Origin of the sequence: Hymenobacter terricola (genome assembly GCF_017921975.2) — a bacterium.
In the GTDB taxonomy this organism is placed as follows: domain Bacteria; phylum Bacteroidota; class Bacteroidia; order Cytophagales; family Hymenobacteraceae; genus Hymenobacter; species Hymenobacter terricola.
In genome coordinates, this window is record NZ_JAGEMO020000016.1 from 189,596 (window position 1) to 211,626 (window position 22,031).

Below are 22,031 nucleotides of genomic sequence, written 5' to 3' on the forward strand. Positions count from 1 at the left end.
CGTAGCGCGCTCAAAATTAGTATGTAAAACTTAAAAACGAAATAACGGCCGGGCCGGATTCCAGATGCCCCACGGAATCATGAGCAGCACCAGGAGCAGGGCAATGCCAAAGTACGTGAAGGCTTTTTTGTGTTTCAGGGTGTTGTCTGAGGTCTTTTTGATGGCAATGCGCCCTACCTGCGCCAGCACGGCGGCCAGAATCATGACCACGACGTGCTCCATGCCGAAGAAGCGGGCGGTGGGGTTTTTCATGGCCCCGGCTTGCTTCATGGCGTTCAGGCCCCAGGGGCTGAGGCCGAAATACAGGCCGAAGCCGATGAGCACCTGCAGCCACATAAAGCCCGAGAAACTGGCGCCCATGCCGTTGTCGGCCTTCACGAACGGGCGGCGGCTGGTCCAGCCCACGTAGGCGCGGTACACGGCAATGAGGCCGAACACCAGCACGAACCAGCGGGACCAGGAATGAAGAATGAGCAGCGTTTGGTACATAAAAAGGGGAAGAGGGAAACGAAAAAATCTACAACAGCACCAGCGGCGCTACGCGGCGTGCGCAAGCTCGGCGGCGGCCAGCTTTTTCTTGTCGCGGTGCACCACAAACATCACCACGAACAGCGACACGTAGGGCAGGGCACACCCCAACCCAAACCACCGCCAGAACGACCGGCCGTGGCTGTACGCCATAAAGGCCGTCATGAGCGGCATGAAAAACAGCGGCGTTAGAATAGCAATGAGGGCTTCAATCATAGCAAATAAGCGGGGGGGGATTTGGCAATAGTCAGCAAAGCAAAGGTACGGCCGGTGGCCGATAGCAGCACTTTGGCGACGGTTTCAGCGGCGGCCTAGCGGCTTGAGCCACTAGGCCTTTGGCGGCATTTGGCGCTGCTGGGCTTCTTCTTCGGCCCACCGGTCGCGCATGGCCATGAACAGCGCGATGAAAACCGAAACAAATGGCAGCACCAGCCCCAGCCCAAACCACCGCCAGAACGACCGGCCGTAGTTGTAAGCAATGTAGCCGGTGATGGGTGCGAAGACCAGCAGCGAAACGCCGAAAATGAGCAACAGACGCAGTAAAAACACAGAGCGAAGGGGGGATAAAGCGAAGAGGGGAGGGAATAAAACCGACTGTCATGCCGGGCCTGCCCCAGCAGGACAGTCTTTTGCCGTTTAGGTTTTGCCTTGCCGCACTATCGCACCTTGCCGCGCTTCACCAGATAAGCATACAACACTTTTTCGAACGGTTCGCGCACGTCCACCGGCACGAAGTCGATGCGCAGCTGGCCGCAGCGCAGGGCCAGGGCCTGCTCGTAGGCCGTCATGGCGGCGCGGTACTGCTCCTTTATCTGGGAGGGCTGGAGCTTGATTTCGAGGCCGGTTTCCACGTCTTCGAAAATGTAGGGCCGCTCAGCGAACTCGAAATTGGCCTCGGTGGCCCGGTCCAGAACGTGGAAAAGCAGCACTTCGTGGTGCTGGTGCTTGAGGTGCTGCAGGGCGGCCAGGGCAGCCTCCTGCTCGGCCGCGCCGCGCCCCAGCATGTCGCTGAACAGGATGACGAGCGAGCGTTTCGGAATCTGCTGCGCAATGGCGTGGATGGTGCCGGCCACGTCGGTGCCGCGCCCGGCCTGGGGCGCGGGCGGGCGCTCCAGCAGCTGTTGCAGGGCCAGCAGCAGCGTGTGCCGGTGGGTGCTGGTGGAGCGCACCGGCGTTTGCAGCTCCACAGTGTCGGCGAAAGTGACGAGGCCCACGGCGTCGCGCTGCCGGGTGAGCAGCGTGGTGAGCGCGGCGGCGGCCAGAATGCTGAACTTCACCTTGTCGTGGCCCGGCGCGGGGTAGTACATGCTGGGGCTCACGTCGAGCAGCAGGTGGGCGCGCAGGTTGGTTTCCTCCTCGTAGCGCTTCACAAACAGCTTATCGGTGCGGGCAAACACCTTCCAGTCGATGTGGCGCGTGCTCTCGCCGGGGTTGTAGAGGCGGTGCTCGGAGAATTCGACCGAAAACCCGTGGTAGGGCGACTGGTGCAGGCCGGTAATGAAGCCATCGACCAGCTGGCGGGCCAGAAATTCGAGGTTTTCGAAGGAGCGGATGGCGGCGAGGTCGAGGGGCATAGGGCGGTGGAAGGAGCTTTTGGGGCAAAATTCGGAATACCAAAGAACGTCATGCCGAGCATTCTAACACCAACCCCGCCCGCCGCGTTTATCTTTGCTGAGCCTTTCGTAAGTTAGGCCTTTCAATTAACCGACCGATTCTATTTCCCACCCATACCCCAACCCATCGCCGTGGACGACCGTCACGACCAGGAAGAAATTTATTCCCAACGCATTAAAGCCGGCAAGCGCACGTATTTCTTCGACGTGAAAGCCACCCGCGGTCAGGATTACTACCTGACCATCACCGAGAGCAAGCGCCGCCAGAACGGCGACGACTCGGTATCCTACGAAAAGCATAAAATCTTTCTCTACAAGGAAGATTTTCTCAAGTTCGTGGATGCCCTGCAAGACGCCGTGGACTACGTGCGTGAAGAGCTGCTGACCGCCGAGGAAGTGGCCGAGCTCGACCGCCCCCGCGACTACGACAGCCGCGAGCAACCCCGCCCGGAGTTCGACCGCCCCGCCTTCGACCCCAACCGGAGCGACGACAGCTACTGAGTTTTAGTGGTTAGTGAGTAACGGGTAGCGGGTAGTTTTCTGCGACCAATTTCAACGGCGCGAATGGGCAAAAGTCCGTTCGCGCCGTTTTGCGTTGCCGCAAGCCGTACCTTTGCGGCCGAATGACCTCATTCCTCATTCTTAATTCTTCATTCTTAATCAGAAGTAATGGGCCTCCGCTGCGGTATCGTCGGCTTGCCGAACGTCGGTAAATCCACTCTTTTCAACGCGCTTTCGAACGCCAAGGCCGAATCGGCCAACTACCCGTTCTGCACCATCGAGCCCAACGTGGGCGTCATCACCGTGCCCGACGAGCGGCTGCAAATCCTGGAAGGCCTCGTGAATCCCAAGCGCGTGCTGCCCACCATCATTGAGTTTGTCGACATTGCCGGCCTCGTGAAAGGCGCCAGCAAGGGCGAAGGCCTGGGCAATAAATTCCTGGCCAACATCCGCGAAGTGGACGCCATTATCCACGTCGTGCGCTGCTTCGACGACCCCAACATCGTGCACGTAGCCGGCGGCGTCGACCCCGTTTTCGACAAAGACGTTATTGACACCGAGCTGCAAATCAAAGATTTGGAGAGCATCGATAAAAAGCTGGTGAAATCGGAGCGCAGCGCCAAAGCCGGTGATGCCCTGGCCAAGAAAGAAGTAGCCGTGCTGCAACGCTTCAAAGCAGAGCTGGAGGCCGGCCAGAACGCCCGCGCCGTGGCCGCCACGCCCGATGAGCTGGAGGCCGTGGCCGATTTGCAGCTGCTCACCATCAAGCCCGTGATTTACGTGGCCAACGTGGACGAGGCCAGCATTGCCAGCAACGGCAACCACCACGTGGCCGCCCTTCGCGAGCACGTGAAGGCCGAAGGAGCCCAGGTAGTGCTGGTATCGGCCGCCATCGAAGCCCAGATTGCCGAGATGGAGGACCCCGAGGAAAAAGCTATGTTCCTAGGCGAGTACGGCCTCACCGAGTCGGGCCTGAACAAGCTAATCCGCGCCAGCTACGAGTTGCTGAACCTGATTACCTACTTCACCGCCGGCGTGCAGGAAGTGCGCGCCTGGACCATCCATCGGGGCGACAAAGCGCCCGCCGCGGCCGGCGTCATTCACTCCGATTTCGAGAAAGGCTTCATCCGCGCCGAGGTTATCAAACTGCCGGATTACCAGGAATACAAGACGGAAGTCAAAATCAAAGAAGCCGGTAAAATGGCCGTGGAAGGCAAAGAATACGTGGTGCAGGACGGCGACATCATGCACTTCCGCTTTAATGTGTAATTGTAATCGCGCGTAGGAACCTCAATTTTAAAGTTGCCATGCCAACAAAAAGCCCCGACCGTATTCCGGCCGGGGCTTTTTGTTGGCATGAGCGCATTGCTGACCTGCTATTTACCCACCACTTTATATAAGGTGCCTTTGGGCAATTGGTCGGTGGTTTTCATGCCGTTGAGAATGGCCAGCTCCTCGTAACGCTTGCTGGGAATGCCGTTGGCGGCGAAGGCGGAAGCCAGCGTGGTGTTGGCGGCAGCGGTTTTGATGCGAACGTGCTCGGGCTGGCGGTTCAGCTTGCTGGCATCGGTGAGGCGGCCGAAGCCCTGGGCCGTCTGGCTAAATTGCGGCGAGTACGTGGCAAATGACGCGGCCGTGGCCAGCCCCACGAAAGCGTAAACGCTCTGGCCGTCCTGAATAAGCTGGGCCAGAACGTGCGCCGGTGTGGCTGAGCTTTGGTCCGACGCAGTTTGGTCGCCTTCGAAGGTGAGGGCGGGGAAGCCGTTGATGGTGGTTTTCTGGGCGTTGGCGGAAGTCAGGCCTATTTGCTTGGCCAGGTTCTGGCCGGCCGCGTCGAGGGACGTACCGGGCACGCCCAGAAATATGAGCAGGGCTTTGCCGTTGGGCTCGGCCATCTGGAATTGCTCGGGCGAGTTCTGCGACTTCCAGCCGGATGGAATCGGGAAATGAAACTTCAAATCGGGGTGGTAAAACACGCCGCTTTCCACGAAGCCCTGGCGCGGGTCCTCGCCATAGTTCAGGCCCTCGATGGAGCGCAGGTACTGGTTGCGGTTCACGGCCAGGGTCCGGTTGCCCACCGACTGGCGGGCCTGTGCCGCGAGGCCTTTCACGCGGGTGTAGCGGTCGGCCGAGTTGGGGTGGGTGCTCAGGAAAGTGGGCACGCCGCCGGCGCCGCTTTGGGCCTCCGTGCGTTGCAGGGTGAGGAAGAAGTCGGCCATCTGGGCCGCGTCGTAGCCAATTTTGGTCGAGTATTTCACGCCCAGGCCATCGGCTTCGTTCTCATCGTCGCGGCCGTATTTCAGAAAAACCACGCCGATGCCCGTCGAGAGCGGCTGGGCCAGCTTGCCCACCAGATTGGGCGATACCGCCGAGCCCACGCCCAGCAAAATGCTGGCGATGGTGGAGCGGGTTTGCTGTTTTTTGCCGTGCTGCGCGGTGATGTGGCCCAATTCGTGGCCCAGCACGCCGGCAAATTGCGCCTCATTATTGAAATAGGCCATGATGCCGCGCGTGAAATACACGTGGCCATCGGGCGTGGCGAAGGCGTTGATAATGGGCGAGTCGACCACGGTGAAGCCGTAATCGCCGGGGCGGTCCGACACGGCCGTCATCTGTTTGCCCTTGGCGTTGATGAGGCTTTGCAGGGTGGCGTTGTTGTAGAGGCCGAACTGTGCGATGACGGCTGGGTCGGGCTTGGCACCTTGCAGCGGGCGGGCAGCGGGGGCGTTCCCGGCCGGGAGGTGCCCGGCCCAGTTGGTGAGGGTGGAAGAGCTGGCCAATGGCACCAGCAGGGCCAGCAGAGCGCCGGTGCGCAGGCTACGGAAAAGAGAAAAATTCATGGGAATAAATAAAGCAGTTGTTGCCGGTGAAGAGCGACGGATGAGCTTGCAACGGCGGGAGGGGGGGCAAGGGTTACGCGGCGCGGCGGGACCGGCCTGCGGGCGCGCCAGCCGCCGCGCCGCGCCGGGCATGCTGGGACATGACCAGCAGCGAGTAAGCTATTTTCCTGCCAGATTGCGGAATCTATTCAAGTTTTCACCTGAAACACACCCGGCTGAAAGGAATATTGCGGCCATTTTTGCCGGTATCCATTTTACCCACCCGATGAGTATTTCCCGTTTCTGGCCCGCGTGGCTGCCCGCTGCTTTCTTGTTTCTGGCGTGTAGCCGCCAGCCCACGGCCAGCAATGCCAGCCGTTTTGCCGCTACTCCGCCGGTCATCGACGGGCTGGCTACCGAGTGGACCGACTCGCTGCATTACGACCCCACCAGCAAGCTGCAATACCAGGTGCTGAACGACGGCCGCACGGTGTACGTGCGCCTCAAAGCCGCCGACCCCGCCACCCAGGCCAAGCTCCTGCGCCTGGGCTTCGTGGTGTGGCTCGACACCACCGGGCGCAACCAGCAGCAGTTTGGCGTGCGCTTTCCGCTGCGCGACCGGGCTGCCCCGCCCCGGCCCGACGAGGCCGCCGGCGAACGCCTCGACCGCAGTACCCGCATGCGCCAGACCCTGGCCGGCCTGCGGGAAATGGAGCTGCTGAACTACAAAGGCAGCAAAGAACCGACCCTCACCGATACGCAGTCGCAGCTGGGCGTGAAGCTGGCCATGACCCTCGACGACCAGGAAAGCCTGATTTACGAGCTGGCCGTGCCGTTGCGCCTGCTCTACCGTCATCTGCCGACGCTAGCCAGCGGCAAGCCCGCCGTGGTGGGCATGACGGTGGTTGGCAACAAGTGGACCGGCCCCGTAAGCAGCCCCGGCACGATGACGGACAGTGGCCAGGGCGGCATGGGCATGCGCGGGGGCGGCATGCGGGGCGGTGGCGGCTACGGCGGCGGGGGTGGCGGCATGCGGGGCGGTGGCATGCGCGGCGGCTACGGGGGCGGCGGCAATGGCGGCGGCGCGGGGCTGTCGCTAAAAACCAGTGTGCAACTGAGCAGCAAGTAGCTACCGCTCAGGCGCTATAGTCGCTTGTTCATGTCCACGGTTTGGTAGCCGATGAGCAGGTCGGCACGGGTTCCGGGCGGGCGGTAGTACACCAGCAGGTCGTACTGGTTTTCGGTTTCGTAGTGGGTGCCTTCGTAGTACACTTCATTCGGCGCGATGCCGCGCGCGCCGGCCACCGCGAAATCAAAGTTGTAGTAGCCTTGCTTGAGCAGGGCGTGGCCGGTGTACAGTTGCTTGGTGTCGTCGTAGGTCAGCTTGAACTCGTCCTTGAGCTGCCAGTCGGTGAGGGCGCCAAACACGTACACGGGGCCGGGCGCGGGCTGGTCGGCCTTTAGCTGGAAGGTCACGTCGGCGTAGTCGGCATTGGTGGCGCCGCTGCCGTATTCACGGCTTTCGAACACGCGCTGGCCGTTGGCGTCCACGTACTGGTTGTAGGCCGTGGGGCTGCGCGACACCTCGGGCTGCAGCAGCACGGTGGTTACGGGCGTGGCGCGCGGGTCGACGTGCAGCACGCCCAGGCCCACCGTCTGAATGGAGCGGGTGTCGAAATATCGGTACTCACTGAGGCCGGGGAAGGCATTTTCGAAGTTAAAATACTGGTATTCGAGGCGTCGCTCGGCGTCGCGCACGAAGGTGGGGCGCAGGTTGTACTTGGCGTTGTCCCAGCGGAAGTTCTGGCGCAACACCACTTTCACTTCCACGGCCGGGTTCACCAGCTCCACGCTGCCGTAGCCGATGCTGAAATCGAGCTGCTGCAAGGTGTAGCGCTCCTGCCCGCCAATCACGATGCCCGGCGCCAGGCCCACCTGCACCTGGTTTTCGTACACCACCAGCCGGCGCGATACCACCGGCACGCCGCCCGGGCTCTGCACCACCAGCAGGTAATTGCCGCTGATTTTCACGGCCGGCGCATGCAGCCGGTAATGAAAGTAGGGCACCTTGGTGCCCGTGCTCACGCGGTAGTCGGTGACCAGAAATTCGTTGATTTCGTTCAGGAACTGCATGTCTGTCAGCACCGAAGGCTGCCAGTCTGCGTCGCAATGAATGAGCTTGGCCGTGTAGCGCTGGCTCTGCTCGTTCAGCACGTCAAACTCCAGGGTGATGGCCTGGCTTTGACCCAGCGGCACTATCGGCGGCTGAAATACCTCGTTCACCTGGCCCGTGGCCACGAAGCACTGCACGCTGCGCACGTCGGGCGCGTAGGTATAGTCCTGGTAGCGCAGGGTTTTATCGGCGTAGTATTCCGGCGGCTTCTGGGTGCCGGGCGTGGCCGGGCCGGTGCTGGTGATGGGCGTGCCCAGGGGCACGCAGGCAGTGGCAAGCAGGAAAGTGGCGAAACGAAGGATGCGCATGCTGCGAAAGTAACGCCTGCGGAGCCTTACGGCAGGCAATGCGCCGCTACTAACTAGCAGATGAGTTTGCTTGTATTAGTAGTTAATATTCCTATATTAGTAATGCTTGAAAGGGAGTTGACTACCGCAGCCAAGCGGCTAAAGGGCATTCCTGTGTGTGCCGCGCCAAAGCAGTGCGACACGTGGGAAATTCCCCACTCCATTGCGATAAAATAACCAACAGGCTTGCAGCATGACGACTCGAAAAACCCCAATTGAAATGAGTCAGGAGCAATTCAAAGCGCTTGGCTATCAGTTGATAGATTTGATTGCCGATTTTATGGGCACAATCGCGCACAAGCGCGTGACAACGGGTGAGACGGCAACGCAATTGCAAAAGCTCCTGGGTAATGCCCCATTGCCGGAAAATGGTGCGCCGGCTGAAGAAATCCTGGCCCACGCCGCTGATTTGTTGCTCAACCACTCGCTGTTGAACGGGCACCCCAAATTTCTGGGGTATATCACCTCATCGGCCGCGCCGATTGGCGCCCTGGCCGACTTATTAGCCGCTTCAGTCAACCCCAATGTGGGCGCACAAATATTAAGCCCAATCGCCACCGAAATTGAGAAGCAAACCATCCGGTGGCTGGCTGAATTTATTGGTGTTTCCCCGGATTATGGCGGAATATTGGTCAGCGGCGGCAATATGGCCAACTTCACTGCATTTGTGACGGCAATAACTGCCAAAGCTCCTGAAAACTACCGCGAAGAAGGTCTTGCCAATACCCCGGCAAAATTGGTGGCCTATTGCTCAAAAACCACCCATGCCTGGATTGAAAAAGCGGCAATTCTATTCGGCCTGGGCTCCAAATCAGTGCGGTGGATACCGACGGATGCCGCGAACAAAATGGATGTTGACGCACTGGAACAAACCATACAAAACGACCTGAAAAACAACTGCAGCCCCATTATGGTGGTAGCCACCGCCGGCGACGTGAGCACCGGCGCCGTTGATAACCTGCGGGCTATTGCAGCTATTTGCAAGACGTATGATTTATGGTTTCATGTGGATGGCGCGTATGGCATTCCCGCGGCAGTGGTGCCAGAGCTGGCAACGCTGTTTGATGGAATTAAAGAAGCAGATTCCATTGCCCTCGACCCCCATAAATGGTTGTATAGCCCGCTTGAAGCCGGTTGCACGTTAGTGAAAAATCCGCAGCATTTACTTAATACCTATAGCTTCCATCACGACTATTACAATTTTGATAATCAGGGCGACGAGCGCGTGCATAATTATTATGAATACGGCATGCAGAATTCCCGGGGATTCCGCGCCCTGAAGGTGTGGTTGGCGTTGCAACAAGTAGGCCGCCGCGGCTATGAGGCCATGATTCGGGAAGATATTGAGCTGGCAAAGCTGTTGTTTGCAGAATCGAATAAGCATCCAGAGCTTGAAGCAATTACGCAGGGCTTAAGCATCACAACGTTGCGGTACATCCCCTTGCATTATGTGCCTCATGATGAAGATGGGGAAGAATACCTCAATATTCTGAATGAAGCGTTGCTTAATAAATTACAGCAGGGCGGTGAGGTATTCGTGTCGAATGCTATGGTGATGAAAAAATATTGCCTGAGAGCCTGTGTTGTGAATTTTAGAACAACCCGGGGGGATGTAAGTGAGACTATTGGAATAATAGTTAATGAAGGCAGAAAAATGCACCAAAAACTTGAAAATAATCAGCTATATCTGGCTACGCAACGACAGCAATAAGTTTTTCCAATGCAGCATATTAATGCAGGAAAATGGGAATACTGATTTGCTTGCAAGTAGCACGTATTACCCATTTCTAATCATTGACAACCAAGTCATTAACCAGAACAAAACCATGGAAGCGCAACTCGAAGAAATCCTGGAGCAGCAACGGGAATCGTGGAATAAATTCTCGCCCGGCTGGAAAAAATGGGACGGCCTTTTGATGGATTTTATGAAGCCCATGGGCGATGAAATCATCCGGCTGCTGAAGCCCCAGCCCAATGACGTGGTGCTGGACGTGGCCTCGGGCACGGGTGAGCCGGGCCTGACCATCGCCACGATGGTGAAAAATGGCCAGGTAATCAGCATCGATATCGCCGAAGGCATGCTGGCAGTGGCCAAAGAACACGCGGCACAGCGCGGCATTCGGAATTTTGAAACCCGGCAGGCCGATGTGTGCGAGCTACCTTTTGCCGACAATACATTTGATGCCATCAGCTGCCGCTTCGGGTTCATGTTTTTTCCCGATATGCAGCTTGCCGCCAACGAAATGGCTCGCGTGCTGAAGCCCGGCGGCCGGCTCGCCACGGCCGTGTGGAACGTGCCCGAAAAGAACTTCTGGGTGACTGCCGCGATGGGCAGCATCAATAAAAATATGCAATTGCCCCCGCCCCCGCCCGGTGCTCCCGGCATGTTTCGGTGCGCCAAGAGGGGCTCTATCGCCGAGCTATTCCGGCAGGCCGGCCTGAAAAACGTCTCCGAAGCCGAAGTCGGCGGCCAGCTGAATAGCGGCACGGCCGATAACTATTGGGCCATGATGACGGAAGTAGCCGCCCCGGTTATAGCTGCGCTCAACAAGGCGGATGCGGGCACGCAAGCGAAAATTAAGCAGGAAGCACTGGAGTTGATTAACCAGAAATGTCCCGATGGCAACGTGCTAATAGAATCGAGCGCGCTGGTGATTTATGGCGAGAAGTAGCCCGGCGCAATTTGAAAATCCGGGTCGTATACCCTGGCTTCCAGCAAGTGCGTGCGGGTGCATTCCTACACTATACACTTGCTGGAAGCCGACACCGACATCTGCGTCATTCAGGACCCATTGAGAAACAATAGCATCAAACCCGCTGAAATATATTCCCGTGTGGCCCAGCGCGCCTGCCCACCCTCCCATCTCAACAGCCTTGGTTTCTAACCTGATAGTAGCGGGCACCTTAATACTGCGTGCAACTCAATGGCCTCGACCACAGAAAAATTTATATGACTACAAGGAAAAACTTCAATACTGCACGTGTTCCGAAAATGAGTGAAGTATTCCCTCAATCTGTTATTGCAGACAATTTGATTTTTTTATCCGGCACGCCTGGATTAGACTTATCTACAGGACAGATTATAAGTGCTGACTTTGAAGAACAAATAAGGCAGAGCTTTAAAAACATACAGACAATTCTCGAAGATGCAGGTTCAAATATGTCGAAAGTCTTGAAAACAACCATTTTTATGGTACATGGTAATGATTTCAGCGTAGTCAACAAAGTTTACAAAGAATTCTTTCCCGAAAATCCACCCGCGAGAAGTACCCCCCAAGTGATGCCATTTCCTGCTGGAATATTGGTTTCGGTTGAATGTATTGCGCAAGTAGAGTAATTTAAAATTTACTTTTAATTAAGCATTGGTTGTAGCCTGACGGCTTTTAAACTTTGCCATAAACGCCATACTTCGTCGCCAGAGACCAAACAAAAAGCCTCGCCCAAAGCACTTATGCTTCGGGCGAGGCTTTTTGTTTGGTGAGGGTTTCCTACACTTCGGCCAGCATTTCCCAACGGTCGTTTAATAGGGCTAATTCCTTTTTTACCTGCTCAAATTTCACCGTGGTGTCTTTGAGCTGAGCGGCATTTTGATATATCTGCGGGTCGGCCAGCTGCTTTTCGTAAATGGCTAATTCTTTTTCCAGGGTGTCGATTTTGGCTTCGACTTCGGCCAATTCGCGCAGGGCTTTTTTCTGGTCGGGCGAAGGGGTTTTGGCGGGAGCCGCCTCGGCTTTGGGCTCCGATTTTGGGGTGGGTTTGGGGGCCGAGGGGCTGGGCAGGCCGGCTTTCTTGGCGGCTTTCTCGCGGTCGTCCTGCCACTGCTCGTACTCGGCGTAGGTGCCGGGGTATTCCTTCAATTGGAAATCCTCGATGTACCAGATTTTGGTGGCCACGTTTTCCACGAAAAACCGGTCGTGGCTGATGACGATGAACGTGCCCTGGTACTGCTCCAGGGCCTGAATCAGGATGTTGACCGACACCATGTCCAGGTGGTTGGTGGGTTCGTCGAGCAGCAGGAAGTTGGCTTCCGAAATCAGGGTTTTGGCCAGGGCCACGCGGCTTTTTTCGCCGCCGCTAAGGACTTTGATTTTCTTAAAAACTTCCTCGCCCGAGAACAGGAAGGAGCCCAGCACCGAGCGCAGCTCCATTTCGCTGCGCTTCGAGCCGGCCTCCAGCATCTCCTGGATGATTTCGTTCTCCATCGTGAGCGACTCCAGCTGGTGCTGGGCGTAGAACGACATGATGACGTTGTGGCCGAGCTGGTGCTTGCCGTCGGTGGGGGCTTCGGTGCCGGCCACGAGGCGCATGAGCGTCGATTTGCCCTTGCCGTTGGCCCCGATCAGCGCGATTTTGTCGCCCCGCTCGATGTGCACGTGGGTGTCGCGGAAAATCAGCTTCTGGTCGTACTTTTTCATCACGTGCTCCATGCGCAGGATGTGCCGGCCGGGCTCCACCTTGAACTGGAACTTCATGTTAATCTTGGCCGCGTCGCTGGCCACGTCCTCAATGCGCTCCAGCTTGTCGAGCGCCTTCACGCGGCTCTGGGCCTGCTTGGCCTTGCTGGCCTTGGCTTTGAAACGCTCAATAAACCGCTCAGCGGCCTTAATCTGCGATTGCTGGTTCTCAAAAGCACCCTTCTGAATGAGGTTGCGCTCCTCCTTTTCTTCCAGGTAGTAGGAGTAGTTGCCGGCGTAGGGCACCAGCTTGCCGCCGGTCACTTCCACGGTGGTGTTGGTGGTGCGGTCCAGGAATTCGCGGTCGTGGCTCACGATGATAACCGCGCCCTCGTAGTCGGCCAGGTAGTTTTCAATCCATTTAATTGACGGCAGGTCCAGGTGGTTGGTCGGTTCGTCGAGGAGCAGGAGGGAGGGTTGCTGCAGCAGGATTTTGGCCAGCATCACGCGCATGCGCCAGCCGCCCGAGAAGGTTTTCAGCGGCTTGCTCAGCTCTTCGGTGGTGAACCCCAGGCCTTCCAGGATTTCCTCGGCGCGCGACTGCATAGTGTAGCCGCCCAGCGCCTCAAACCGCTCCTGCATGGTGGCCAGCTTATCGACCAAATCATCGGTGTATTCGGTTTCGAACAGCACCAGCAGGTCATCAATCTTATGTTGCAGCTCCAGGGCTTCCTCAAAAGCCTGCATGGCCACGTGCAAGATGCTTTCGTGGGTGTCGTAGCTCAGCAGGTCTTGGTTCAGGAAGCCCAGGCTCACGTCCTTGCTCATCGAAATGGAGCCGCCGTCGGCCTTGTATTCGCCCACCAGAATGCGGAGCAGCGTCGATTTGCCCGTGCCGTTGAGGCCAATCAGGCCAATTTTATCCTTGGGCTTAATGTGCAGGCTGGCATTGTCGTACAGCGCACGGGAGCCAAAGTGAAAGTCGAGGTCGGAGATTGAAATCATTGTTGCGGGGTATTCAGGGGCAAAGGTACGGCCTGCATCGTTGGGCTCGAACCCCGAAAACAGTCAGAGGCCGGTTAATATTCCTTTCGGGGCAAAATAAAAAGCCCGGCTGCCAGCCGGGCTTTTTGTAATCATAATGCAATCCAAGGGGGCAGCGGGAGTTTTTAGGCCGCCACGGCTGCCTGGGCTTCGGCGGTTTCCTGGGCCGCTACTCTCACCAGCCGGAGCTTGATGATACCGAGCTTATCCAGCGTCCAGATGACGGGGTAGGAGGGGTCCAGCTCCCACTTTTTCACGCCGAAATTGACGCGGCTGGGCAGCTTGTGGTGGTTGTTCTGGAACAGCTCGCCGCCGGTGAGGAAGTCGAAAAACAGTGAATTGCGGCTTTTGTCGTTGTTGTCGAAGTTCTGGTAGCCGTATTTGTGGCCGGCCCAGTTCACGATGGCGCCGTGCACCGCGCCCATGCTCAGGTGAATGGGCAACAGCAGGTATTGCCACCACGCGGTGGCAAAATTGACGTAGAACAGCACGTACACCGCGCCCCAGCCCACCCGCGAGTACCACTTGTTGCCGAAATCTTCGAGCGAATTCCAGACCGGATAGTTGCCTTGAAAGCGCTGGGCGGCCACGGAAGTGCCTTTCACGCAGTCCTGGTAGATGGTGCGGGTTTTCCACATCATCGTGAAGGCGTTGGTGCTGTTGTGGGGCGAGTGCGGGTCGTTGGGCGTGTCGGAATAGGCGTGGTGCATGCGGTGCAGCAGCGCATACGCTTGAGGCGACATGAAGCTGCTGCCCTGCGAAACGTAGGTCAGCAGGAAGAACAGCCGCTCCGTCACCGGGGCCATCGTGAACATGCGATGGGCGGCATAGCGGTGCTGGAAAAACGTCTGCGTAAACAGCGACAGGTACCAGTGCGCGGTTAAGAAGAGGAAAATAGCCATCGGGCGGGAGGAGGTGAGTTCAGGCGCAGGTCGAAAAAAGAAACCTGGAGACCTGAGAACGGCTCTACTGCTTCGCTTTGGCTAGTGCTTGGGAAAGGTACGAGGTTTTGTATGGTTCAGCTTTTAGCGGGCCGTAGTTGGCAGGGGCGCCACGTCCTCCGACTCGCTAAGTTTCCGGGCCAGCGCCCGTGGCAGGCCGATGTTGTTGAGCAAGCCGCTCACGATGCCCTGCCGCCAGAGGACGAACACCGAAAAGCGCGGCTCGCGCTTCGACGTCATGTCGCCGGTGACCACCCGGCCGTCCTTCCGCGGGTTCTGGTCGCGGATGACCAGCACGTTGGCGGCTTTCGAAATGATTTTTTTGCCCAACGACTGCTTGATTTCGCCCTTTTTGTAGCTCAGCAGCTCCAGCTGCAGGCCGGTGTAGCGGGTGGTCATGGTGCCGGTTACCTGCTTCTTATCGGCCTGCAGGGCGAAGTTGATGCCTTGCACGTTGCCTTTCTTGAAATCGACCAGGCGGGTGGGCACGGTCATCGAATTGAGGATGGCGAGCGAGCCCGGCCCGAAGTTGCCCCACACGCGGTGCCGGCCGCTGGGGTCGAGCAGCGGCACGGCCAGGTGCACCGTCATGCGGCAGGTGTTTTGCAGCCAGGCGGTGGCCGTGCCGGTGAGGGGCGTGGCCGCGGTTTGGTGGCGTGGCTCGTTGCTCACGTTGTAGAGCGAGCCGGAGAAGCGGTTAATGCTGAGGGTGCCCACCACAGGACTGAGCGGGCTGCGGTAGCGGGTGGTCAGGTTGCCGTTCACGAGGTCGAGCCGGCGCACGTCGATGCGGGTCTGCACCTTGCGCATGTCCTCGGGCGTGATGATGGAGCGGTGTGGGTTGATGGGCCCGCGGCCGTCGGAGGCAATGGCGAGCAGCGGCCGGCGCACCGTGACGCGGGCCGCGTGCACGTCGCCGTGCCGAACCAGAAGGGCAAAATCGAGGCCCGCAATGGTCAGCTCCGGCAGGTGGGCGGTAAACTGCGGAATCTGGTAGCCGACGCGCAGGTTCATCTGCACCGGCGTAAGGTTGGGCAGCAAGGCCAGGCCGGTCATGCTCAGGGTGTGGGCGGCCGTGTTCAGGCGCAGGTGGGCGCTGCTGGCCTGGTAATTGGGCGCGTCGAAAGCGGCCTGCAGGCGTCCGGTGTGGGCCGTCCAGGCGCGGGCGTAGGCCACGCGGTCCGACGCTTGCTTGGCCACCGAATCGACCCGAATGCCGGTGCCCGTCACGTTCACCGCCACAATGGAAGGCGTGTGGGCCAGGCCAGTCACGCGCATCTGGCCGTTGTGCAGCGCCAGGTGGGCCACGTCGGCGCGGCGCGCCACGGGGGCCAGCAGCTTCCAGAAGTCGGGCGGGCGTTTGGTGGGGGGCTTGAAGGCCAGCTTGGGCGACTTCAGGACCAGCGAATCGGCTCGAAAATGACGCTGGTGCAGCCAGGTAGCCGCTCGAATTCCGGTAGCGGCCAAGCGCGGCATCGTGAAATTAACGCGCACCGCGCCCGGCTTGCCCTGGCCGGGCGCGGGTTCTTTAATCCGCAAAGAATCAAGCTGCAAGCGCTGCGACGCCGTGGAAAACCGCAGGGCGCCGAGCGTGAGGTGGTGGCTGGCTACCTCGGCCCTCGCCGCCAACAGTCCCAGTTGCCAGGCGGCCGCGTAGGCAATGCGCTGGGTGTCGGCGGCCCCGGCGCGGCTGATGAGCAGGTCGCGGGCGCTCAAATCAGCTTCCTTGAAACTGCCTGATGGCTGTGCGGCCGGCTCATACCGGGCCTGGACGTGCAGCAGGCCAAAATAGCCGATGCGCAAGCCCGGCAGCTTCAGCGGCAGCCGTTCGTGTAGCGGCTGGGTGGCGGGTTTGGTGGGCTTGCGGGCCAGGGCCAGCACCTGGATGTGGGCCGAATCCAGCACCACGCTGTCGATGGGTACTAGTTGTTTGCGCAGCAAGGCCCACAGGCCCACGCCGGTCACGTTCAGCCGGGCCACATCGAGGCGCACGCGGGGCAGGGTGTCGGCCACGGTGGCAGCGGGGCGCAGGCGCAGGTTTCGCAGGCGAATGGCGCCGTGCCACAGGCTGGTGTGCAGGGCGCCCACTTGCAGGCGGTATTGGCCGTGGGTTTGCTTGGTTACCTGCTTTTCCAGGGTTCGGCGCAGCCAGGGGTCCAGCAACTGCAGGGCCACCAGCACCAGTACCACCAGCAGGGCCAGCGCGCCCAGCAGCCAGCGGCCCCAGTGGCGGCGGGGCCGGGGGGCGGGCGCTGCCGGAGCAGGTGCGGCAGCAGAGTCGGCGGTAGTTAACGTATCAGACACGGAAAGATGGGCAAGAGTAGCGTAACGAAAAAAGCCCCGGTTTGGGTTGTGTTTGGGCGCGTTAAATCGATGAAAAAGGGCGTTTCCCGACCAGGAAGCACAACAATGGGACGTAGCCGCCCGGAAATAAGCCGCCCGTGCCTTGGCCAAATTTGTTACTTTTGGGCCATGCTCCCTTCCTCCGCCCCCGACGCCGTTGGCGAGGCCCTGCTGGCCACGTTCCGCCAAAACTTTCGAACGTATAAACTGCTGGCCGACCGCGCTCTGGCCCAGCTCTCTGATGCGGAGTGGCTGCACCGGCCCGCGCCGGGGAGTAATAGCGCCGCCGTCATCGTGCAGCACATGGTGGGCAACCTGCGCTCCCGTTTTACCTGTTTCCTGACTTCCGACGGCGAAAAGCCCACCCGCGAGCGGGACCAGGAGTTCGAAGAACCTGCTTCGGTGGCGGCCGTGCCGGCGCTTCAGCAGGCCTGGGACGCGGCCTGGCCCATCCTGTTCACGCTGCTCGATGAGCTGCAACCGGCTGATTTGCTGCGCCCCGTCACCATTCGGGGGGAGGCCCACACAGTGCTGGCCGCCGTGCAGCGGCAGGTAGCCCACTACGCCTACCACACCGGCCAGCTCGTGCAGCTGGCCAAAATCATTCGGGCCGAAAACTTCCAATCCCTGAGCATTCCGCGTGGGCAGAGCCAACAATTCAACCAACACATGGCCGGTACCCGATGAAGCACCTCTTCCAGCAGACCGAATATGACCAGTCGTTCGGCGCACCTTTCGATAATTCCGTACCCGTTCCTATGCTTGCAATCACCTCGCTGCTCAGCGCGCCCCATGTGCTGCGCATCAACGCCATCATCAAACGGCTGGAAGAAAAATTCGGCATCGACGACGTCCAGGCCACCCTCGACCCGCACCTGACTTACCAGCTGGCCGGCGTCAAAAAACTCAGCTCCCTCAAGAAAGTGCTGGCCGATGTGGCCGCCACTACCGAGCCGTTTCCGGCCTATACCACCGGCCTGGGCGTGTTCCCGGGCGCGCAGCCGGTTATCTACGTGCCGGTGTTGCGCTCCGATGCCCTCAATGCCCTGCACCAGCGCATTCTGAAAGCCACCGCGCCGCTCTGCCTGCGCACCGACAAGTTCAGCGGCCCCGATTGCTGGCTGCCGCACATCTCGCTGGCCCTGCACGACACCACCCCCGACCTGCTGGGCCCCGTGCTCAGCTACCTCAACCAGGAAACCTACAACCTCAGAATCATCATCGACAACCTCGCCCTGCTGCGGCAGGACGGCGAGCTGTTCGTTCAGGAGGAAGTGTTTCACATGAAATCTCATAAGTCCGTGCCCGCCGCCAGGTAGCAACGCAGTCACTCCCACTAATCAAAAGTCCCCGACCCCGGAATCAGGATTCCGGGGTCGGGGGACTTTTTTGAGCCCGAAGCAGCGGGGCCGATGGATGCGGGGGCCTCAGGCCGTGGGCGGAATCTGGGTGCCCTGGTCCAGCGACTGCCACAGGTATTTGCAGGCCAGCGAGCGGTAGGGGCGCCAGGCTTCGGCAATGACTATCATGCGTTTTTGCAGGGCGCGGCCGGTTTCCTCCAGGCCGTAGTGCTTGCGCATGGCGTTTTGCACGCCCAGGTCGCCTTCGGCAAACACGTCGGGCTGGTCGAGGGCGAACATCTGGAGCATTTGCGCCGTCCAGCGGCCCACGCCTTTGATGGCGGTGAGGTGCTGGGTGAAGGCGTCTTCCGAAAGGCTGGTGAGGTGCTCGTAGTCGAGCAGGCCGCGCTCGTTGTACTCGGCAATGGCCTTGAGGTAGCCGGCTTTCTGGCGCGAGAGGCCGGCGGCGCGCAGCTCGTCCTCGCTCAGGGCCAGCACTTCGCGCGGCTCGGGGTAGCCCTCGGGCGGAAACAGGGCCTGAAAGCGCTTCCAGATGGCGGCGGCCGCTTTGGTCGAAATCTGCTGGCTCACGATGGCGCGCAGCAGCGCCAGGTACAGGTCTTCGTGGGGCCGCGGGTGAATGTCGCGGCCGTTGGCAATGACGCCGCCCAGCACGGAATCGGCGGCGGAAAGATGTTCGATGGCGGCTTGGTTGAGCATAAATCAGCGGGGAGTCAGGTAGGAAAAACGGGGCTTTTCCAGCAAATCCCGGGGGAAAACCGGAATCAGGATAATGTCGAGCACGTCGCCGGTGGGGGAGAGGCGCACGCCCGTCAGGTTGCCGCCAAACACCGCGCCCGTGTCTATGTACAGCGTATTGGATTCGCGGTCAAAAACCGGGTCGCCGTCGTCCATCGGCGTGTGGCCCACCACTTGCAGCTGCGGCAGGCACCGCAGGGGGCCGCGCCGCCACAAGATGCCGTCGGAACTGTCCGGGTTCAGGGCCACGTCCAGGGGAATGTCGGCCAGGCCGGCGTGGCTCACCAGCACATAGTCGTTTTGCCAGAACAAAGGCCGGGCGGCCAGCCAGGGCAGGTGCTGGGCCAGCAGCTTGGGCCGGAGTTTATACTGGTCGGTGGTGCTGCGGCCGCCCCATTTCAGCCAGCCCAGGTACGGGCCATCGGGGCCGAAGTGGTGCAGCAGGGCGTCTTCGTGGTTGCCCATCAGGAAAGTGGTGGAGTCGGGGTACTGCTGGTTCAGGGTGCGGGCCAGCTCCACGGTTTCGGGAATGTGCGCGCCCCGGTCCACCAAATCGCCCACCTGAATAAGGTGGTCGGTGGCCGGCTGCCAGCGTTTCAGCAACTCCTTGAACGTGTGCAAGCAGCCGTGCACGTCGCCGATGATGAATAAATTCATGGTCACAAGAACGTTAAATGGGCCTTTTTAGGTTGCACCATGGTACTACCGTGGTTCCCTTAATCGGCCATCGGCCGGGGTTGCGGGCCGGCCTACGCCCAGCCAGCGCACCAGTGGCCCAATAGTCAGCCCCTGCCCGATAATCGAAAATACGACGATGACGTAGGTGATGCCCACCAGCAGCTCGCGCGGCATGGTGGCCGGCAGGCTCAGGGCCAGCGCCACCGACAGCCCGCCGCGCAGCCCCCCCCAGGTGAGCACCGCCAGCCCGTGGTCCGACGGCCGGAACGAGGGAACGAGCCGCAGCAGCACCAGCGGCACCCATACCGCCGCCAGCCGCGCCGCCAGCACCACCACAATGGCCGCCAGCCCCGCCAGCACCGTGCGCCCCGGAATGTGCAGCACCAGCACCTCCAGGCCCATCAGCACGAACAGCAGGGCGTTCAGCACCTCATCCACCAGCTCCCAGAACTTGTCCACGTAGTCCTGCGACTCGTCCGACAACACGCCCCTGGCGTTGCGGCTGAAGTGGCCCACCAGCAGCCCGGCCATCACCATGGCCAGCGGCCCCGACGTGTGCAGGTACGTGGCCAGGGCCGTGCCACCGGCCACCACGGCCAGGGTCAGCAGCACCTCCACCTGGTAGTTGTCGATGGTGCGCAGCAGCCAGGCCGTGCCCAGGCCCAGCGCCGTGCCCAGTGCCAGCCCGCCCAGCGCCTCGCGGGCAAATACGGCCAGCGCGTGCATCAGCGAAACATCTTTGGGGCCCATCAGGGCCACTTCCAGCGTCACCACAAACAGCACCACGCCCACTCCATCGTTGAACAGCGACTCGCCCACAATCTTTGTTTCCAACGATTTGGAGACGTTCGCCTTGGTCAGAATGCTGAGCACGGCAATCGGGTCCGTCGGCGAAATCAAGGCCCCGAACAGCAGGCAATGGATAAACGCGGTGGGCAGCCCAAATAGCGGCAGCAGCCCGTACATGGCCCCCGCCACCAGCGCCGTGCTCACCGGCGTGCCCACCAGCGCCAGCACGCCCACCGGCCAGCGCAACTTACCCAGCCGCCGTGCATCAACGTGAATGGCTCCGGCAAACAGCAGAAACCCCAGCATCACCTGCATCACGATGGTGCTGAAATCGAGCCGCTTCACCAGCTCAACCAAGCTGAGAACGGACGCCACGCCCAACTGCCCCAGCCCCACCAGCCCCAGCGACGCCGTGAGCCCCAGCACCATCAGGCCAATGGCTGGCGGCATCCGCAGAAAGCGGTGGTTGATGTAGGCAAATACCGCCGCCGTTACCAGCAGCAGCGCCAAGGCGTTGTATAAATCCAATCTCGTTTATGGGAAATGATTAATGATTAACCGTTAAGGAATTAACCGTTTTGAATAAGTGCCGCCTCAATCCGCGCCACCATGGCGTCGTCCACGTCGAGGTGCAGCACAAACCGAATCCACTGCGGCCCGAAGCTGCTGGCCCGGATGCCCTGCTGCTCCAGCGTGGCCAGGAAATCGGCGGCCGGCTGGCTATCATGCAGCCGGAAAATGACGAGGTTGGTTTCCGGGTTCAGTACCTCGGCCACGTAGGGCTGCAGGCGCAGGGTGGCGGCGAGCTGGGCGGCGCGGCGGTGGTCGTCGGCCAGGCGGTCCACGTTGTTTTCCAGCGCATACAGCCCGGCAGCGGCCAGGTAGCCGGCTTGCCGCCACCCGCCGCCCATCACCTTGCGGATGCGCTTGCACTTCTTAATAAAATCGGCGGAGCCCAGCAGCACCGAGCCCACCGGCGCGCCCAGCCCCTTGGACAGGCACACCGAAATCGAATCGAACAGCGGCCCGTAGTCCTCGCTGCGCTGCCCGGTAGCCACCAGGGCATTGAAAATGCGGGCGCCATCGAGGTGCCGGGCCAGCCCGTGCCGCTTCGCTACTTCGCTGATGGCCTGCAAGTCCTCCATCGCGTAGCAGCTGCCGCCGCCCCGGTTGTGGGTGTTCTCCAGGCACACGAGGCGGGTGGTGGGGTAATGCACGTTTTCGGGCCGGATGGCGGTTTCTACCTGCGCGGCGGTGAGGCGGCCCCGGTTGCCGGCCAGCAGCGCCACCGAAGCGCTGGAATGGAAGGCAATGCCGCCCACTTCCCACAAATAGACGTGGGCCGTTTGCTCGCAGATAACCTCGCTCAGCGGCTCGGTATGGGCCTTGATGGCAATTTGGTTGGTCATCGTGCCCGAGGGACAGAACAAGCCCGCTTCGAGGCCAAAACGGGCAGCCGCGGTTTCTTCGAGGCGGCGCACGGTGGGGTCTTCCTCGTATACATCGTCGCCCACGGGGGCCGCAAACATGGCGGCCAGCATGGCCGGCGTGGGGCGCGTCACGGTATCGGAGCGCAGGTCGATAAGGGGCAAAGCAGCAGTTTCGGCAGGCATAATGGGAAAAACTGACGGAGGAAATAGGAAAACACTACGGATGAGGCCGTGGCTGGCCATGGCCAGCCACGGCTGCGGCAAAAGTAGTGCCCCGCGCCGCCTGCTTGCGTTCCGCCCGAATACGCAGTAATTCAGCAAAATGCCTCATG

General features: G+C 60.2%; 21 protein-coding genes. 8 read left to right on the forward strand and 13 right to left on the reverse strand.

Annotation, left to right across the window (positions count from 1 at the left end; genetic code table 11):
* Positions 1-30: 30 nt before the first annotated feature.
* The 4 genes from J4G38_RS13825 to J4G38_RS13840 all read right to left on the reverse strand — a co-directional run bounded on the left by J4G38_RS13825 (position 31) and on the right by J4G38_RS13840 (position 2,102).
* A complete protein-coding gene (locus J4G38_RS13825; protein WP_210517288.1) occupies positions 31-489 on the reverse strand; it encodes a hypothetical protein in 459 nt (152 codons plus the stop codon).
* Between the two features lie 48 nt (positions 490-537).
* Positions 538-744 carry a hypothetical protein gene (locus J4G38_RS13830; protein WP_210517285.1) on the reverse strand — a complete coding sequence of 69 codons (207 nt, stop codon included), beginning with the start codon at positions 742-744 and terminating at the stop codon, positions 538-540.
* A gap of 111 nt (positions 745-855) precedes the next feature.
* On the reverse strand, positions 856-1,077 hold the full coding sequence (locus J4G38_RS13835) for a hypothetical protein (RefSeq protein WP_210517282.1): 222 nt from the start codon (positions 1,075-1,077) through the stop codon (positions 856-858).
* Between the two features lie 107 nt (positions 1,078-1,184).
* On the reverse strand, positions 1,185-2,102 hold the full coding sequence (locus J4G38_RS13840) for a DUF58 domain-containing protein (protein WP_210517279.1): 918 nt from the start codon (positions 2,100-2,102) through the stop codon (positions 1,185-1,187).
* 171 nt (positions 2,103-2,273) lie between these two features.
* Here J4G38_RS13840 and J4G38_RS13845 point away from each other — a divergent pair, with 171 nt between their 5' ends.
* Both J4G38_RS13845 and ychF read left to right on the forward strand, forming a co-directional pair.
* Complete coding sequence (locus J4G38_RS13845; RefSeq protein WP_210517276.1) at positions 2,274-2,642, forward strand: DUF3276 family protein; 369 nt, start codon at positions 2,274-2,276, stop codon at positions 2,640-2,642.
* 168 nt (positions 2,643-2,810) lie between these two features.
* The gene (ychF, locus tag J4G38_RS13850; protein ID WP_210517273.1) at positions 2,811-3,911 is read left to right on the forward strand and encodes a redox-regulated ATPase YchF; all 1,101 of its coding nucleotides are present in this window, start codon (positions 2,811-2,813) and stop codon (positions 3,909-3,911) included.
* A gap of 107 nt (positions 3,912-4,018) precedes the next feature.
* On the opposite strand, the gene J4G38_RS13855 is transcribed toward ychF, so the two are convergent.
* Entirely contained in the window at positions 4,019-5,482 is a 1,464-nt protein-coding gene (locus J4G38_RS13855) for a M48 family metalloprotease (protein ID WP_210517270.1), read from the reverse strand.
* A 265-nt stretch (positions 5,483-5,747) separates the two neighbouring features.
* Here J4G38_RS13855 and J4G38_RS13860 point away from each other — a divergent pair, with 265 nt between their 5' ends.
* Entirely contained in the window at positions 5,748-6,590 is an 843-nt protein-coding gene (locus J4G38_RS13860; RefSeq protein ID WP_210517268.1) for a hypothetical protein, read from the forward strand.
* 14 nt (positions 6,591-6,604) lie between these two features.
* Here J4G38_RS13860 and J4G38_RS13865 read toward each other — a convergent pair whose 3' ends face one another.
* Positions 6,605-7,942: a type IX secretion system plug protein gene (locus tag J4G38_RS13865; RefSeq protein WP_210517265.1), complete on the reverse strand. Its 1,338-nt coding sequence runs from the start codon at positions 7,940-7,942 to the stop codon at positions 6,605-6,607.
* A gap of 232 nt (positions 7,943-8,174) precedes the next feature.
* On the opposite strand from J4G38_RS13865, the gene J4G38_RS13870 reads away from it, so the two are divergent.
* From J4G38_RS13870 to J4G38_RS13880, 3 genes are all read left to right on the forward strand, one after another.
* Positions 8,175-9,692, forward strand: coding sequence for a pyridoxal phosphate-dependent decarboxylase family protein (locus J4G38_RS13870; RefSeq protein WP_210517262.1), 1,518 nt, complete (start codon positions 8,175-8,177; stop codon positions 9,690-9,692).
* Positions 9,693-9,807: 115 nt separating this feature from the next.
* Positions 9,808-10,653: a class I SAM-dependent methyltransferase gene (locus tag J4G38_RS13875; protein ID WP_210517259.1), complete on the forward strand. Its 846-nt coding sequence runs from the start codon at positions 9,808-9,810 to the stop codon at positions 10,651-10,653.
* A gap of 242 nt (positions 10,654-10,895) precedes the next feature.
* Positions 10,896-11,318, forward strand: coding sequence for a RidA family protein (locus J4G38_RS13880; RefSeq protein ID WP_210517256.1), 423 nt, complete (start codon positions 10,896-10,898; stop codon positions 11,316-11,318).
* Between the two features lie 151 nt (positions 11,319-11,469).
* On the opposite strand, the gene J4G38_RS13885 is transcribed toward J4G38_RS13880, so the two are convergent.
* The 3 genes from J4G38_RS13885 to J4G38_RS13895 all read right to left on the reverse strand — a co-directional run bounded on the left by J4G38_RS13885 (position 11,470) and on the right by J4G38_RS13895 (position 16,664).
* Positions 11,470-13,380, reverse strand: a complete 1,911-nt coding sequence (locus J4G38_RS13885; protein ID WP_210517253.1) for an ABC-F family ATP-binding cassette domain-containing protein — start codon at positions 13,378-13,380, stop codon at positions 11,470-11,472.
* A 164-nt stretch (positions 13,381-13,544) separates the two neighbouring features.
* Positions 13,545-14,321, reverse strand: a complete 777-nt coding sequence (locus J4G38_RS13890) for an acyl-CoA desaturase (protein ID WP_210517250.1) — start codon at positions 14,319-14,321, stop codon at positions 13,545-13,547.
* Positions 14,322-14,444: 123 nt separating this feature from the next.
* The gene (locus J4G38_RS13895) at positions 14,445-16,664 is read right to left on the reverse strand and encodes a hypothetical protein (protein ID WP_210517248.1); all 2,220 of its coding nucleotides are present in this window, start codon (positions 16,662-16,664) and stop codon (positions 14,445-14,447) included.
* Between the two features lie 168 nt (positions 16,665-16,832).
* Here J4G38_RS13895 and J4G38_RS13900 point away from each other — a divergent pair, with 168 nt between their 5' ends.
* Together J4G38_RS13900 and J4G38_RS13905 are read left to right on the forward strand one after the other, a co-directional pair.
* Positions 16,833-17,390 carry a DUF1572 family protein gene (locus tag J4G38_RS13900; protein ID WP_210517245.1) on the forward strand — a complete coding sequence of 186 codons (558 nt, stop codon included), beginning with the start codon at positions 16,833-16,835 and terminating at the stop codon, positions 17,388-17,390.
* A 71-nt stretch (positions 17,391-17,461) separates the two neighbouring features.
* Positions 17,462-18,022 (forward strand): 2'-5' RNA ligase family protein, encoded by a 561-nt coding sequence (locus J4G38_RS13905; protein ID WP_210517242.1) that lies wholly within the window; start codon positions 17,462-17,464, stop codon positions 18,020-18,022.
* Positions 18,023-18,130: 108 nt separating this feature from the next.
* On the opposite strand, the gene J4G38_RS13910 is transcribed toward J4G38_RS13905, so the two are convergent.
* From J4G38_RS13910 to J4G38_RS13925, 4 genes are read right to left on the reverse strand one after another with little or no spacing between them, the layout of a single operon-like run.
* Entirely contained in the window at positions 18,131-18,763 is a 633-nt protein-coding gene (locus J4G38_RS13910; RefSeq protein ID WP_210517240.1) for a DNA-3-methyladenine glycosylase family protein, read from the reverse strand.
* Between the two features lie 3 nt (positions 18,764-18,766).
* On the reverse strand, positions 18,767-19,459 hold the full coding sequence (locus J4G38_RS13915) for a metallophosphoesterase family protein (protein WP_210517237.1): 693 nt from the start codon (positions 19,457-19,459) through the stop codon (positions 18,767-18,769).
* A 45-nt stretch (positions 19,460-19,504) separates the two neighbouring features.
* The gene (locus tag J4G38_RS13920; protein ID WP_210517235.1) at positions 19,505-20,797 is read right to left on the reverse strand and encodes a cation:proton antiporter; all 1,293 of its coding nucleotides are present in this window, start codon (positions 20,795-20,797) and stop codon (positions 19,505-19,507) included.
* A gap of 41 nt (positions 20,798-20,838) precedes the next feature.
* Positions 20,839-21,882 (reverse strand): threonine aldolase family protein, encoded by a 1,044-nt coding sequence (locus J4G38_RS13925; RefSeq protein WP_210517234.1) that lies wholly within the window; start codon positions 21,880-21,882, stop codon positions 20,839-20,841.
* Positions 21,883-22,031 lie beyond the last annotated feature (149 nt).